This is a genomic window from Mycobacterium sp. NGS41 (genome assembly GCF_059812725.1).
This window is the reverse complement of sequence record NZ_JCALDF010000009.1, coordinates 16,195-30,331: the sequence shown is the minus strand read 5'-3', so window position 1 is coordinate 30,331 and position 14,137 is coordinate 16,195. Positions and strand designations below refer to the sequence as shown.

The following is a 14,137-nucleotide window of genomic DNA, read 5'->3' as shown; positions in this document are numbered from 1 at the left end:
CTAGTCGGAGCCGCTGCGGCGCGAAACTGGTTTACGGCTGACGGCCCGCTGTGCGGGTTTATCTGCCTGGCGGCGGTGCGCGACGAGGAAGTCATCGACGATGCGCTCGCAGTCTTGACGATCGATGGCACGCAGCCCGGTGAGGCGGGCGAACGCCACAGGCCCGATGAGTTGACACAGGATCAGCTCCATGTCGAAGTCATCCAGGTCGGCGCGATCTTCGGGGCTTTGCAACAGGGCAACGAACGGTTGTCGATATTGGTCGATGATCCGCGCGCGCAGCGCGTGTCGGTCCTGGGTTTCCTGGGTGCCGTCGGGTGTTGGGCCAAGCGCGACCCAAGCCAGGGTGGTGACATGCAGCGGGGCTTCCTGGAACAGCGTGGCCTGTCGGCTCAACAGTTCGATGAGTTGGTCGCGCATAGATCCCGTCGCCGGTGGCGGGTGGACTTGCGGCAGGAGCCGCTCAAATGTGGCGGCCAGCAGTTGGGTGGAGCTGCTGAAGTGGCGGTACAGGGTCGTGCGCGCGACTTTGGAGGCTTTGGTGACCGCGTCGATGGTGACGGCTTCGATGCCGCCGGCGCTCAGGAGTTTGGTGGCCGCATCCAATAGTCGGGTTCGTGAGCGCAGCCGGCGCGGGTCAACGTCGTCATCGTCGTCGACCGGGAACTCCAGGGTGTCACGCTCCACGTAGTCACCGTAAACCTCACGCCTACCCGGCCCGCACCGAATCGCCCCAGCATCGGTCGATTGATCCGGACCCTAGGCAACTAACGCTTCCTATAGTAGCGTAGCGCTACTACTAGTACACTTTCTTGAAGGGGCTGGCGCGGCGAGGGAGGAAGCATGATCGGGCAGTGGGTCGGACGATTCCTGGTTGAGCAGCTTCAGGGCGCGGCCACCACAGGCCGGTTCGTGTGGCGGACGAACGAACTCTGCCGACGGCCGCGAGGGGGAATCGTGCAGACGGGCGGGGCAGGGCGGCGATGAATGTGGCGCTTGCGGTAACCAAGACGCGTGTGTGGGCGCTGGGGGTTCGAGATTTCAGGTTGGCCCGCCGCACTATCGCCAGGCGCCTACGCCCACGGCCGCCGGTTGACGACCAAGGCCGCGTTCGTCCCCGTCACTACCCCCCTCGCTCGTGCTCTTACTTGGACGACGAGTTGATGAACCGGGAAATGTATGACCACGTACGCGAAGAGCCGATCAGGTTGATATCCCGACTGGGATTTCGCCTGCGCCGTTCATGAAACTATCACTGTGCGGGGTGCAAAGTTCTTGCCAATCAACTGTGCGCAAAGGGATCATGTATCGCTGTACCGGACATGCTGGACGGTCGACGGCGCGTTGGTCACCGCCGCAAGCGGCTGGTTGCGCGGCGGCGATCAGAGAGCTTCGGACACCGGTGGCGGTTTCGTAAGGCAGGCGGAAGGGTACTGGTAGTACTGTTGCGATACCGTTGGTTTCTTTTGAGGTAGCGGGCGGGGGATGCCGGATTACGGGTGGGTTTCTACGGGTGTGGCGACCTTGAGTCGCCCCGTTCGGAAGCGACTTCAAAAAGTGGCGGCCGGTGAAGGCGCATACAGCGATCGGCTCGCCCGCTTAGCGGGTTTCAGCATCCGGCATAAGGTGCTGATCATCGGCATGTGGGTGGTGACCGCCGCCGCCCTGGCGGTGCTGTTCCCGCAGCTGGAAACCGTTGTTAGACAACAGTCAGTGAATCTCATACCGCGCGATGCGCCATCGCTTCAGACGGTAGACCGCATGGGCGCGGCCTTCGGCGAGCAGGGATCCAAGACGACGATATTTGTCGCGATGGAGGATCCGGCGGGCCTGACTGCGCCGGTGCGCGGTCGCTACAACACCATGATTTCGCGGTTGCGTGCCGACTCGGAGCACGTACGCCTGGTTCAAGACTTGTTGGCCGACCCAGTCACCGCAAGCCAGGCAGTCAGCCAAGACGGCAAAGCCTGGTATGTACCGGTGGGAGTGGCCGGAACGCTGGGCGACCTCAAAGCAGCCGAATCGGTCCAGGCGGTCCGCACGATCGCCGCCCAAGCATTCAGCGGCTCACCCACCAATGTTCGCGTCACCGGGCCCCCCGCCACCTTCCGCGATCAAATCGCCTCGGCCGAAGAGGATTTGGTTATCATCTCGATCGCGACGGCAGGCCTGATCGCAATGATTTTGCTGGTCGTGTATCGGTCGGTGTTTACCGCCTTGCTGCCGCTGCTAGTCATCGGCGTGAGCCTGACGGTGGGGCGCGGAGTGCTATCCGCGTTGGGCGAATCGGGCATGCCGGTATCACAGTTCACCATCGCCTTCATGACGGTGATCCTGCTGGGTGCCGGCACCGATTATTCGGTGTTCTTGATCAGCCGATATCACGAGCAGCGGCGCCAAAACGTTCCGCCGGATCTGTCGGTGATCAAGGCGACCGCCACCATCGGGCGCGTGATTTTGGCTTCGGCCGCCACCGTGGCGTTCGCGTTTCTGGCCATGGTATTCGCGAAGTTAAGCGTATTCGCCGCGTTGGGTCCGGCGTGCGCGATCGCCGTCTTTGTCGGATTTGCGGCCACGGTGACGTTATTTCCCCCGGTGTTGGCGCTGGCGGCCAAACACGGCATCGGTGAACCCAAGGCAGATCGCACTCGCCGCTACTGGAACTGGATCGCCGTGGCGGTGGTCCGTCGACCCGTGCCGCTACTTGTCGCCAGTCTGGCGCTGGTGCTAGGCCTGGCGGCCGTCGCGCTGACTATGCACATCAGCTACGACGATCGCCAAGGACAGCCGGCGACCACGGCCAGCAATGAGGGGTATCACCTGCTGGACCGCCACTTTCGCAAGGACGTCATCATCACCGAATTCATGCTGGTCGAATCGCCCACCGATATGCGCACCAGCCAGGCCCTGGCCGACCTGGATGAACTGGCGTCTCGGGTCTCGCAACTGCCCGGCGTCACCAAGGTCTCCGGTGTCACCCGGCCCACGGGCGCGCGTCTGGACCAGGCTCAACTGTCGTGGCAAAACGGCCAGATCGGCGACAAGATGGCCGGCGCGGTCGCCAAGGGAGACGCCCATAAGGATGACCTGGCCAAACTCACCCACGGCGCCGACCAGCTCGCCGGCGGGCTCGCGCAACTGGACACCACCTTGCGCACGGCGTTGACCCCGTTGACCGGAATCCTCACCCAGGCCCAATCCAGTGGATTCCAAGTCCAGCGGTTCCGTCCGCTGCTACAGCAGCTTTCGGGAACCGCCCCGGCCGTCGACCAAGCCATCCGAACCGGTCCGGGACTGCGCCAGCAAGCCGACCAGGCCCAAAACGCGATCGCCGCCATCGACCCGCTCATCGGTGCGCTCAACACCTCCCCGTGGTGTGCGACCACACCGGAATGCGCCCAACTACGCGACCAGGTGCAGATCCTGGTGACCCTGCGCCATACCGGCTTCTTCAACCAGCTCGCCAACCTCGGCGACCTGTACCAGCCCAGCAGCGGCACCGCGGCCGGCACCGTGGCCGACGTCCAAAACACAATCACGTCGCTGGACAAGACGTTCGGAGCGCTCGGCGACCCCGCCGACCTGGCCGGCAACATCCGCCGCCTCCAAAGCGGCATCAGCCAACTCGCCTCCGGCGCACAGGCCCTCGCTACCGGCGTCCATACCCTCGCCGACAACAACATCGAAATGCTGTCGGGCATGAGCCAAATCGCCACCCAACTGCAGAATTCCGCACGAACCACCGCCGGCTCCGACAACGCCAGCGGCTTCTACCTTCCCACCAACGCCTTCGAGAACCGCCAATTCGCCGACGTTGCAAAGCATTTCCTGTCGCCCGACGGCAAAACCGCACGTTTCACCATCGAATCCAGTTACGACCCCTATAGCAGCGACGCGATGAACCTCGCCCACAAAATCACCGAGGTCGCCGATGCCGCACGACCCAACACCTCGCTGGCCAACGCCACGGTGTCGATGGCCGGCTTCCCCGCCGTCAACTCCGACATCCAACGCCTGCTTTCCGCCGACTTTCATCAGCTGGCCTTTGCGACCCTCGTCATCGTCGGCCTCATCTTGGTCGTATTGCTGCGCGCCCTGGTCGCGCCGCTCTACCTGTTGGGTACCGTCGTGCTCAACTACGGCGCCGCGCTCGGACTGGGAACCCTCGTCTTTCAATATGGCCTCGGCAAGGAAATCGCTTGGCCCGTACCGCTTCTGGCGTTCATCATCCTGGTCGCCGTCGGCGCCGACTACAACATGCTGCTCATCTCGCGACTACGCGAAGAATCAGCCCACAACATTCGCGTCGGCGTCCTGCGAACCGTCGCAAACACCGGCTCAGTAATCACTTCGGCCGGGCTCATCTTTGCCGCCAGCATGTTCGGCCTGATCGTCGGCTCCATCGCGATCATGATCCAAGCCGGATTCATCATCGGCTGCGGCCTACTACTGGATACCTTCGTCGTTCGCACCCTCACCGTTCCCGCGATCGCCACACTGCTGCGCGAAGCGAGCTGGTGGCCGCAACGCAAACCCCTGACTCACAACGGCTGACCACATCGGACCACATGACGATTAGCCAGGAGCGTATCCGCACAAGCGACGGGATCACCCTCGTGGCCGATTGCTACCGCCACGCCGCGACTCGCCCCGTCGTGCTGCTGCTCCATGGCGGCGGTCAGAATCGTCACGCGTGGGCCACCACCGCTCATCGACTCCATTCCCACGGCTACACCGTCGTCGCCTACGACACACGAGGTCACGGCGACAGCGACTGGGACCCCAGCGGACAATATGACGTCGAACGGTTCGTATCCGATCTGATCGCGGTACGAGACCACGTCAGCCCCGACAGTGCCCCCGCCATCGTCGGCGCGTCGCTGGGCGGGCTGATCATCCTCGCTACCCACCTGCTGGCCCCACCCGACCTCTGGGCAGCCGTTGTCCTGGTCGACATCACCCCGCGAATGGAATTTGATGGGGCCCATCGCATCGTGTCATTCATGGCCGCACACCCCGACGGATTCGGCACGCTCGGTGATGCCGCCGATGTCATCGCCGAATACAACCCACGTCGCGCGCGACCCGAAAATCTCGACGGCCTGCAAAAGGTTCTGCGCCAACGGAGCGACGGCCGGTGGATCTGGCGCTGGGACCCGGCCTTCATCAGCTCCAACTTCGATGTCCTGCAAGGCAATCTGATAACGGGCAGCGAGGAGTTCGACGCCATCAGTGGATTTCTCGCCGAAGGAGCACGTCGAATCACGGCCCCAACGCTGCTAGTACGCGGCGCACTTTCAGACGTAGTCTCTCAGGACACCGTCAACGAATTCGTCCAGCTCGTCCCGCACGCCGAAACGACGGACGTCACCGGGACCGGTCACATGGTTGCCGGCGACAACAACGATGCGTTCACCGCCGCCGTCACCGACTTCCTCGACCGCACAATGGGGATGACATGAAGATCCAATCAATGGACACGGCCCGCCCTGCTATTGATCTCGTTGAATTCGACGAATCGGGCTGCCATTACGACTAAGCGCTCCAGATTGTTCCCTACGCCCCGCATGTAGTGATTTACGTAGTATCTGAGTCGTCGTCTTCGGCAGAAAGGTCGTGCCGAACCGCTCGGACTCGGCCCCGAGGCAGACACGCCACGTAGCCATGGCCTTTGCCATAGAGTTCCCACGCGGTCGCTGCTGCATCTGGGAGGACATCGATGCGGTGTCCGCGGGAGAACCCGAGATGGAGCGACCCGTCATCGTCGAACCAGGCCCGCGTGCATACCGCTCCGGCAAGGTCCAACAACGTCCGCTCTTCCGGCGAAAGGTGGGCGGGGTCGATCAACACCTCTTCCTCGGGCCAGGCTCCTACTGCAGGAAGCGTCAGCCGCATCGGACGGGAGATTACGAGCTCGCTGTAATCGTCGAGGTCGAGTACCAGGCCACCTTGCAGTGAGACTCGCTGAACAGTGCACTGCTCGATCCATTGTGCAGGCATAGCCGCTCCCTTCGACACGTCAGCGGAGCCACACTTATAAGACTTCTAGTATCGCAGCGATACTGCCGGTATTGCTAGAGATCGTTGGCGCCCGCCCACATCAAGAACAAGTCGCATAGCTCCGACGATGCACTCGCGTGTCTGCTCCGCTTTTGCCCGGCCGCCGACGAAGGCCATCAAGTTGGCCAGCCAGATATCAGCGATGAGCCCTGCGATCTGTCGCTCGTGGATTCCTTCCATACCGCCACTCAGCGCCCGCGCCAGCATGCTCTCGATCAGATCGGCGGCATGTTGGGCCGCCAGAGCTTCATCGGTGCCAGCAGCAACGAATGCGCGAACCACGGCCTCGGTGAGCTTCACATTTTGCTGCCATTCGTCGTGAAGCCGCCGAGTCAAGGATTCCACTCGCCGAATCGGGGACGCCGCACACGTGCTCCAGTCGCGTTCTTCATCCAGGCGCACGAATTCGCGGGCGAGCAGCGTCACCAGCAGATGGGTCTTCGACGTGAAATGGTCATACACCGACCCGACCGTGACGCCGGCTTGCTTGGCGACCGATTTGAAGTGGACCGCCTTGAAGCCGCCCAACGCTGCGACCGCCCGGGTGGCGTCGAGGACTGCGGCGCTGCTCGCGGTGTGTGCCCCTGGACGAGACATCGCGGCCTCTACCTCAGCCAACAAGACACAGACCTCTACTGGGGGATGGACTTAGCAATCCGAGGCTTGCGGGGCGCCATTTCTCAGCGGAATGCCGACAACCCGGACAGCACCAAGAATGGCAGGCACGAGCGCACTGTTTGGCGACGGATCTAGCCAGCGCCGAATTTGCGCCATGCCGAGCCGGTGTGAAACCTGAGCCCGATTGGCGGGCGCCTGTGGCCACGGCTACTCGCGAATTTTCGTGAGGCGACCGCCATTCCCGTGCAATCCGCGGCACCCGCCTCGGTCCCCGACATCGCGACACCAGCAAACAACCCCTAGTACTGTTGGTTTCGCTACGCTACTGTTCGTACCATAACGCAGAAGGAAGCCTGGAATGTCGGATTGACGAAGGCGATGTCATGCCCTCCGCAAACACTGGCTCGTTAAGGGACCGACGCCGCGCTGAGTTGCTCTCGCAGATCCAGGGAACCGCACATCAACTTTTTGCCGAACGTGGATTTGCTGCGGTGACCACCGAGGACATCGCTGCCGCTTCCGGGATATCCATCAGCACGTACTTCCGCTACGCGCCTTCGAAGGAAGATCTGCTGATCGCCCCCTTGCGGCAAACGGTCGCTGAAATCGTTGCCGCTTATGGCACTCTGCCATCGGACCAATCAGCAGCCGACGCGCTGATCGCGTTGTTCGCCGAAACCGCGTGGGCCGAAACCAATCCGAAGCCGCACTACTGGCAACAAGCCATACTGACCGCCCCCCACCTACTGAGCAAATCGGCACTGATCAGCGATAACGATGGCCGCAAGTTCATCGAACTCGTCGCTGCACGGATGGGCGTCGATGCAGGGTTGGACATTCGTCCCTCGCTGCTAGTCCACACGGCCTTGGCCACTGCACAATTCATACTTCGACGCTGGCTGAATGAAGACACTAAAACGAGCCCCACCGCTCCACGTGGAGTTGGAACGGGCCTTGAGGGTTACGTTGGCTGGATTCGAGTGAGTGCAGACCGCTGTGGAAGTCCGGGCCAGACGGTTGCCAGCTGCCCACAATCTGGTCCGTCATAACCTTTAACCTTCAACGACATTTACTCCATCATGGGCGCGGGAGTGCGGATCTTCATCGAATGCATCTAGAACCCGCACTGCGAAGGCAGGGCTCATCTCAGACTGAACTTGTTCTTTCGTCATCCAACGGACTTCCCGAGCTTCGGCGGTCGGGTGAGCGTCGCCCGCGGCAGGACTGCACCGGTAGACCAGGGCGACAATGCCCTGAGTGAGGTTTTTGTAGGCGCCGGTGAGACGTTGCACTGTGACCTTCATCAGCAGGTCTTCCCACACAAAGCGTTCGTGGTGTCCGACGTGACGCCGGTGATCGATTACGAGCGGTCAACGAAAGACAACAAGGTTCAGGCGACTGATCGAGAATCAGGCCTGCCGTTGTGGCAGGTGGAAGTCCTCGACGGCGATCCGGCCGCGAGCAAGCGGGCACGCACCCTGACCGTCAAGTTCGCAACGCCCAAGCAGCCTGTGTGCCCACCGAACACTACCGGAATGCCTTTCACACCAGTCATTTTCGAGGGGCTGTGCGTGTTGCCGTACGTAGACCGTTCGAGCGAATCCGGCCGCATTGCGTGGTCGTTTCGGGCCTCGGGCATGACCGCGGACACCGGCAAGGCGGGGTCCTCAGCGGCAGACCGGGCGTCAGCATGAGTCAGTACGGCCCCGTAGTACCTAGCGATCCGTATTCGATTCCAGATCCCGACGCCGGGACGGACCTCTTTGACCTCACGCACCTGCTGACGGTCGGCGCCACGTGGCTCACCGCGGTGACCGGCGTGGTCACCCTTTCGCTCGTCGTTTGGAGACTGCGTTCGCCCGCCACATTTAGGCGCTATGTCGCAACCCCTGCGCGGCGGGCCCGATGGCTGCTATGGGCGTTGATTTCCTGGCCACGAGTTGCCAAGGCCTGCGGGCTGTCGACTTCCGAGCGGGTGGCAGGTACGGACTCGCAGGGCAAGACCACAACGAAGACGGTTTGGACCGACCCTCGCCTTCTCGGAGTGAGTATCTCCGATCACTGCCTGCACATGACCGTCCGCACACGAACGGGCCAGACAGTCGATGACCTCGAAACCGCGGTCCCCGCAATCCGCGACGCTGTCGGGGCACATTCCGCCCGTTCCACGGTGGTTGCACCCGGGACGGTTCGCATGGAATTGGTTATGCGACAACAGCTGTCGGCCATCGAAACTGCTAGACGGCCAACCTGCACCGAGGCAACTGCCGTTAAGATTGGCCGACGCGAGAACGGCTCGGCTTGGATTCTCCGCGTCGCTGGCCTCCACACCCTCACTGTTGGGTGCTCAGGGGCGGGCAAAGGCTCCATTTTCTGGGGCATCGCAGGCGGACTGGGCCCAGCCGTCAAGTCAGGAACCGTCCGGCTGTTCGCCGTCGACCTCAAGTACGGGATCGAAGTGTCAGTCGGCTCCGCCCTATTCAGCAAGATTGCGACAACCGAGGTCGAGGCCGCGACCTTGCTAAACAAGTTGGAGGAGCTGCTGGATAGCCGTGGCCGCAGGATGGCTGGCCGAGCACGGTCGCACACACCGAGCGCCGCCGAACCGCTAGTTGTGCTGCTTATAGATGAATTGGCGGGCTTGACCGCGTACATGACGGACGCCGCCCTGAGGAAGCAAGTTGCGGGCTCGCTCTCACGCATTCTGACGAAGGGCAGGGCCGTAGGCATCGTGGTCGCCGCCTTCATGCAGGACCCTCGCAAGGAGATTCTGCCCATGCGCGGGTTGTTCACCCAGACCGTTGCATTGCGGCTGCGTTCACGCGACGAAGTCGCGATGGTTCTGGGTGATGGCCTCGCTGATGCCGCACCCGCGCACCGCATCAACCCGAGTGAACCTGGGACCGGATACGTCATCGCCGAAGACGGATCAACGATGCGAGTACGTGCCGACTACTGGCGAGATTCGTTAATCCGTTCTGTTGCACAAGAATACGGTCTCACTTGCCAAAGACCCGCTGGTCCCGCAGATAGCTGAGGAAATCGCCATGGCAACTCTCGGCATCAACACCACCGCTCCCGCGATAGCGACTTTTCCACAGCTTCTGACAGCGGAGCAGGTGGCCGAGCTGCTTGGTGTATCCGCTGCGACCGTGAGCCGATGGGGCGCGTTACGCGAACATGGCGAAGACGTGGGACCACCCTGCTACACGCTATCCGATCGCGTAAGACGTTGGGACGCAACGGAAGTCCGCGCGTGGCTCAAGCAGGTGCGCCGCTAAGTGGCCGGATCAGTACCGCGCGGCATCCGAAAGCGGACGAATTCAGCCGGCCAGGCGCGCTACCAAGTGCGCTACCTGGTGCGCGATCCAAACTCTCCGTCAGGATGGGTCGAGACGTCATCGACGTTTGCCACCATGCGGGAAGCGCGCGCGTTCAAGGCCGATCGCGACTGCGAGGCGGCGATTGGCGCCCGACGATTCGACCCCAGACTTGGCCGCGCCAGCCTCTCCGCTATCTGGACGCAATACAGCGCATCGAAGCAGCCAGCCGTTTCCCCCAAGACGTGGAGCGGCTACGCGCAGCATTGGGAGCTACGTATCAGCCCGCGCTTCGGCCATGTCCCGGTTGACGAGATCAGCCGGAAGGACGTGCAGCAGTTCATCGGCGGCCTCACCGTGGGCCCGTGGGCCAAACTCGCCACGCTCCGGCTGCTGCGCTCGATTCTCGACATGGCTCACGAGGACGGCCGAATTCACATCAACCCGGCCCAGGGTGTGTCATCCGGTCGGATTCCGGCGCGGGAACGTCACCGCTACCTCTCCGCCACGGAAGTCGCCGCCCTGGCACACGCCTGCGGCGACCAAGGCGACATCGTCACAATCCTGGCCTTTACCGGTCTGCGCTGGTCCGAACTCGTCGGCCTGCGCGTCGGCGACATCGACCTCGAAGCACGCCGCCTCTACGTCCGCCAAGCCGCCCCGGACGTAGAGGGCCGAATCATCGTCGGGCCGCCGAAAACTCGCGCAGCCGTCCGAACCGTCCCACTCCCCCGAATCGTCATCGACGCGCTCAAGCCACGAATCGAAAACCGCTCACCCAAAGAACAAGCGATCACATCACCAAACGGCGGCTTCCTGAGATCAAACAACTGGCGTAGACACACCCACTGGAAGAAAGCCCTCAAGAAAACCGGCCTGGCGCCGCTGACGATCCACGACCTCCGCCACACCTACGCCAGCCTCGCCCGGAAATCCGGGGCCGACCTCCGCTACGTCCAGAAGACCATGGGGCACTCGACGCCGACCGTCACCGCCAACATCTACAGCGACCTCTACTCAGACGAACTCGACCACGTCGCTACGAATCTCGACCGGCTCAATGACGTCGCCAAAGACCGGGCGAACGGACAGGAACCGGACACACCGAAACATCCATAGAGTGCTGTCATCGCGTCCGTGCAGCTCAAGATTGGTGGCCAGGGGCGGGATCGAACCGCCGACCTTCCGCTTTTCAGGCGGACGCTCATACCGACTGAGCTACCTGGCCGGAAGGCAGCGTGTGCCTCGCCGTGCTGGCGACCCTGACGGGACTCGAACCCGCGACCTCCGCCGTGACAGGGCGGCGCGCTAACCAACTGCGCCACAGGGCCTTGCTGTACTTCCGCTCCGCGTTCCCGCGTCACGGGTACCCCCTACGGGATTCGAACCCGCGTTACCGCCTTGAAAGGGCGGCGTCCTAGGCCGTCTAGACGAAGGGGGCCAGAACCGAATCTCTCCGGGGCACTCGCAACGTGGTCACCGTTGGGAGCCACGCCAGCTTAGGTTACCGCAGCTCGAATCCTCAAACGAGTGCCGCTCAGCAACCCAGTATCCTGAGTCTCCGCGCCCCTATAGCTCAGTTGGTAGAGCTACGGACTTTTAATCCGCAGGTCGTAGGTTCGAGTCCTACTGGGGGCACCGCAACGGTCATATCGGCCGCCAATGTTTCTCACAGACGATTCGATGCACAACCCGCGGTCGCCTTTGGCAAACACTCTGATCCATGGACGACGGTGGTAGCCAGCGGTTTAGGATGCCCCTACAGCGTCCGGGCGCGCGAACGACCGACCGCATTTCACTGCGGAAGGTCGCCGGGCGGTGACCAATGAGTGGGTGCCCGGACAGGAGAGCGTCGATGAGCGATACAGGGCCGCAGATTGGGACTCAGTTCGGGCCTTACCGTCTCACGCGGTTGATCGGCAGCGGCGGCATGGGGACGGTGTATGAGGCCCAAGACACCGTCATGGACCGCGTCGTCGCATTGAAGCTGATTTCGAGCACCTACGCGCAGGATCCGGGCTACAGACAGCGGCTGCAGCGCGAAGCCCGTATTGCCGGGCGCCTGCAGGAGCCGCACGTGGTGCCGATCCACTCCACCGGCGAGATCGACGGACAGCTGTATGTCGACATGCGGCTGATCAACGGCACCGACTTGGACACCATGCTGAAAAGCTCGGGACCGCTGCCGCCGGCGAAGGCGGTATCGGTCGTGCGCCAAGTCGCCTCAGCCTTGGACGCCGCCCACGCCGCCGGGGTACTGCACCGCGACGTGAAACCGGGAAACATTCTGATCACGGCCGACGACTTCGCCTATCTGGTGGACTTCGGGATCGCCAACGCCGCTACTGAGCAGAAGTTGACCCAGGTAGGCGAAACGCTCGGAACTTGGACCTACATGGCGCCGGAAAGGTTCAGCGGCGACGAAAATCAGGTGACCCCCAGGGCTGACACCTACGCCCTGGCCTGCGTATTGTTCGAAGCTCTCACGGGAACGCCGCCATTTTCCGGCGATCGCGCGACTTTGGTGGGCGCGCACCTGAGCGAGCCCGTCCCCCGCGCCAGTTTGCGTGTTGGGCTCCCGCCGGAGTTGGACGACGTGATCGCCCGCGGCATGGCCAAACGGCCCGAAGACCGATACGCCTCGAGTGGTGAGTTTGCCCGCGCCGCGGAGGCGGCCGTCGCGACTTTGGGCTCTGCGACGGCTAGCTTCAAGTTGCCGCAGACCGCTGTTGCGCCCGCGCCGACTCCCCCCGTGCAGCACAAGCCGCCGGGGCAACACCACACGCCGCCCGGGCAATACCCGCCGCCGAACTGGGCGCAGCCCTCAGCTCCCAACCAATACGGTCCGGGTACCGGACCCGTTGGCCCGCCGACCGGTCCTCCCTGGCCACCACCTCCACCAGCGCGCCGGAAGCGGGGCCGGTGGCTCCTGGTCGCGGCGGCAGCTGTCGTGGTCCTGGCACTGGTGGCCGGCCTCGGGATCTGGAAGCTGACCAGCAAGTCATCGCAGGCGCAGCATGTCGACCTCAGCAAACTCGATGTGGGACGCTACGGGACGAAGCCGCGGCCACTGCCGGGCCCCACGACGAAAGAGGAAGGCCTGTTTCTGGAGTCGTATCGGCTCCTCGAGGGCATCGCAAATCCCTACGATGTCGATCCCCTGCTGGATCACGCCTACGGGAATGCCCTGGTCGATCCAAAGACCGCCGCCACGTCGATCGCCGGCACCGGAACCCCGCTCGTGCAACCAGTATTGGAAAAGTACGGCATGATCACGGCCTATCTCGCCGAGGGGGTTTCCAAGCGCCTCTTGGACTTTACCCGCGAGAAGTCCGGAGACCTGCTGATGATCATGTTGACGAGCTTCCCCAACGAGGACTCAGCGGCGCGCGCCGCCCCGGAGATGGACGCCGTCGACTTCGCGGTCAACCCGGAAAATCAACCGGCCACGATCCCCGGCTATCCAAAGGCCAAAGCACATTATCGGCCTGCCTCCCCTTCCCTCGCGGCGACCATGGCCTCGGGCAGAGTGGTTGTCTCCATCGCCGCTCGCAGCGACTCAACGCCGAAACTGGACTATCTGATTCAGCGGGTGAAACGCACCCTGGACCTGCAAATGCCGCTGATGGCCAAGCTCGTTCCCGGCGTCGAAGCCGGACTCACTACGCTACCGCTCGATCCGGATGACATGCTCAGTCGAACTTTCGTCGCCGGAGACCAGCCGAAAGTGTCGGTGAATTTCGGGAGCATCGGTCCGCGCGGGGCCAGCCTGTGTGCGGACAGCCAAGCCCGCAAGGACGGCCTGTTCGCACAGGCCGGGATCGACCGGTGCGCCTTCAGTACTGACGGCCAACTGGTGCGAGCCAAAAACGAGAACGCGGCGAAAAGCATTATGCCCAAGCTGTTGGACGCGGCCAGGGCGGAATTCGTCGACCACGACGTAGCGCCGCCGGACGGCCTCAAGGAGGCCCGGTGCGTGGAACAGAAGGAAGCAATCTGGGCCGACAGCGGCAAAATTCGATTCGTGTGCTTTGTGTCGTTCGGGCGCTATGTCGCCACCGTTTGGAGCAACGAAGAAAAGGATGTCCGGCAGCGCGCCGCCGCCCAGTACGCGATGCTGGTCAACAGCGCGTAGGCCT

General features: G+C 63.0%; 10 protein-coding genes, 4 tRNA genes and 2 pseudogenes. 9 read left to right on the top strand and 7 right to left on the bottom strand.

Annotation, left to right across the window (positions count from 1 at the left end):
- The gene (locus AC5Y21_RS10860; RefSeq protein ID WP_499912128.1) at positions 1 to 687 is read right to left on the bottom strand and encodes a TetR/AcrR family transcriptional regulator; all 687 of its coding nucleotides are present in this window, start codon (positions 685 to 687) and stop codon (positions 1 to 3) included.
- 798 nt (positions 688 to 1,485) lie between these two features.
- Here AC5Y21_RS10860 and AC5Y21_RS10855 point away from each other — a divergent pair.
- Complete coding sequence (locus AC5Y21_RS10855) at positions 1,486 to 4,554, top strand: MMPL/RND family transporter (protein ID WP_499912126.1); 3,069 nt, start codon at positions 1,486 to 1,488, stop codon at positions 4,552 to 4,554.
- 14 nt (positions 4,555 to 4,568) lie between these two features.
- Positions 4,569 to 5,462, top strand: coding sequence for an alpha/beta fold hydrolase (locus AC5Y21_RS10850; protein WP_499912125.1), 894 nt, complete (start codon positions 4,569 to 4,571; stop codon positions 5,460 to 5,462).
- A gap of 115 nt (positions 5,463 to 5,577) precedes the next feature.
- Here the strand turns inward: AC5Y21_RS10850 and AC5Y21_RS10845 are convergent, their stop codons facing one another.
- Together AC5Y21_RS10845 and AC5Y21_RS10840 are read right to left on the bottom strand one after the other, a co-directional pair.
- Positions 5,578 to 6,000 carry a DUF6188 family protein gene (locus AC5Y21_RS10845; RefSeq protein WP_499912123.1) on the bottom strand — a complete coding sequence of 141 codons (423 nt, stop codon included), beginning with the start codon at positions 5,998 to 6,000 and terminating at the stop codon, positions 5,578 to 5,580.
- 45 nt (positions 6,001 to 6,045) lie between these two features.
- Entirely contained in the window at positions 6,046 to 6,657 is a 612-nt protein-coding gene (locus AC5Y21_RS10840; RefSeq protein ID WP_499912121.1) for a TetR/AcrR family transcriptional regulator, read from the bottom strand.
- Positions 6,658 to 7,061: 404 nt separating this feature from the next.
- Between AC5Y21_RS10840 and AC5Y21_RS10835 the strand changes: the two are divergent.
- Positions 7,062 to 7,662 (top strand): annotated as a pseudogene (locus tag AC5Y21_RS10835) (TetR family transcriptional regulator).
- A gap of 68 nt (positions 7,663 to 7,730) precedes the next feature.
- On the opposite strand, the pseudogene AC5Y21_RS10830 reads toward AC5Y21_RS10835, so the two are convergent.
- Positions 7,731 to 7,985 (bottom strand): annotated as a pseudogene (locus AC5Y21_RS10830) (NUDIX hydrolase); the annotation flags it as partial.
- On the opposite strand from AC5Y21_RS10830, the gene AC5Y21_RS10825 reads away from it, so the two are divergent.
- From AC5Y21_RS10825 to AC5Y21_RS10810, 4 genes are read left to right on the top strand one after another with little or no spacing between them, the layout of a single operon-like run.
- Entirely contained in the window at positions 7,965 to 8,372 is a 408-nt protein-coding gene (locus AC5Y21_RS10825; RefSeq protein ID WP_499912120.1) for a plasmid replication, integration and excision activator, read from the top strand. The pseudogene AC5Y21_RS10830 and the gene AC5Y21_RS10825 overlap by 21 nt on opposite strands.
- A complete protein-coding gene (locus AC5Y21_RS10820; RefSeq protein ID WP_499912118.1) occupies positions 8,369 to 9,715 on the top strand; it encodes a cell division protein FtsK in 1,347 nt (448 codons plus the stop codon). The genes AC5Y21_RS10825 and AC5Y21_RS10820 overlap by 4 nt, the downstream gene beginning before the upstream one ends.
- A 10-nt stretch (positions 9,716 to 9,725) precedes the next feature.
- Entirely contained in the window at positions 9,726 to 9,959 is a 234-nt protein-coding gene (locus tag AC5Y21_RS10815) for a helix-turn-helix transcriptional regulator (protein WP_499912116.1), read from the top strand.
- On the top strand, positions 9,960 to 11,117 hold the full coding sequence (locus AC5Y21_RS10810) for a site-specific integrase (RefSeq protein ID WP_499912115.1): 1,158 nt from the start codon (positions 9,960 to 9,962) through the stop codon (positions 11,115 to 11,117).
- 32 nt (positions 11,118 to 11,149) lie between these two features.
- Here AC5Y21_RS10810 and AC5Y21_RS10805 read toward each other — a convergent pair.
- From AC5Y21_RS10805 to AC5Y21_RS10795, 3 genes are all read right to left on the bottom strand, one after another.
- A tRNA-Phe gene (locus tag AC5Y21_RS10805) sits at positions 11,150 to 11,226 on the bottom strand.
- A gap of 26 nt (positions 11,227 to 11,252) precedes the next feature.
- A tRNA-Asp gene (locus AC5Y21_RS10800) sits at positions 11,253 to 11,329 on the bottom strand.
- 36 nt (positions 11,330 to 11,365) lie between these two features.
- Positions 11,366 to 11,439 (bottom strand) — tRNA-Glu (locus AC5Y21_RS10795).
- A gap of 124 nt (positions 11,440 to 11,563) precedes the next feature.
- Between AC5Y21_RS10795 and AC5Y21_RS10790 the strand changes: the two genes are divergently transcribed.
- Together AC5Y21_RS10790 and AC5Y21_RS10785 are read left to right on the top strand one after the other, a co-directional pair.
- A tRNA-Lys gene (locus AC5Y21_RS10790) sits at positions 11,564 to 11,636 on the top strand.
- 217 nt (positions 11,637 to 11,853) lie between these two features.
- Positions 11,854 to 14,133: a serine/threonine-protein kinase gene (locus AC5Y21_RS10785; RefSeq protein ID WP_499912113.1), complete on the top strand. Its 2,280-nt coding sequence runs from the start codon at positions 11,854 to 11,856 to the stop codon at positions 14,131 to 14,133.
- The last annotated feature ends 4 nt before the right edge of the window (positions 14,134 to 14,137 follow it).